The sequence below is a fragment of the Paracoccus nototheniae genome (genome assembly GCF_004335005.1).
Lineage (GTDB): Bacteria > Pseudomonadota > Alphaproteobacteria > Rhodobacterales > Rhodobacteraceae > Paracoccus > Paracoccus nototheniae.
Map to the genome: position 1 here is coordinate 1 of NZ_RQRT01000186.1, position 494 is coordinate 494.

General features: G+C 62.3%; 1 protein-coding gene. It reads left to right on the top strand.

Going from position 1 to position 494, the window contains the following annotated elements:
* Positions 1–494 (top strand): ABC transporter substrate-binding protein (locus EG885_RS22400; RefSeq protein ID WP_131579082.1); only part of this gene is annotated, 494 nt, incomplete at both ends.

Below are 494 nucleotides of genomic sequence, written 5' to 3' on the forward strand. Positions count from 1 at the left end.
AGACCGATATCCGCTTTACCCTTGGCTGGAAGACCCAAGGGTCGGACGCGCCGATCCTGCTGGCCCAGCAGAACGGCTATTTCGAGGACGAGGGCCTGAACGTCACCATCGATCAGGGTGAAGGATCCGCCGCCACCGTCACCCGCATCATGTCGGGAACCTATGACGCGGGCTTTGGCGATATCAACGCCATCATCCAGAACGCCGCCGAACGCCCCGACCAGACGCCCGTGATGGTTTATCAGCTGTGGAACGATCCGCCGTTCACCATCGTGACCCGCAAGGAAAGCGGCATCGAAAACCCGGCGGATCTGGAGGGGAAAACCCTTGGCGGCGCGCCCGGCACGCCCACGACCAAGCTGCTGCGGGTCTTTGCGCGCATGAACGACGTCGATCTGGACAGCATCACCATCGAAAGCCTGGCCCCCAACCTGACCGAGCCGATGCTGATCCGCGGCGATATCGACGGGGCGATGGTGTTCAACATTACCGCC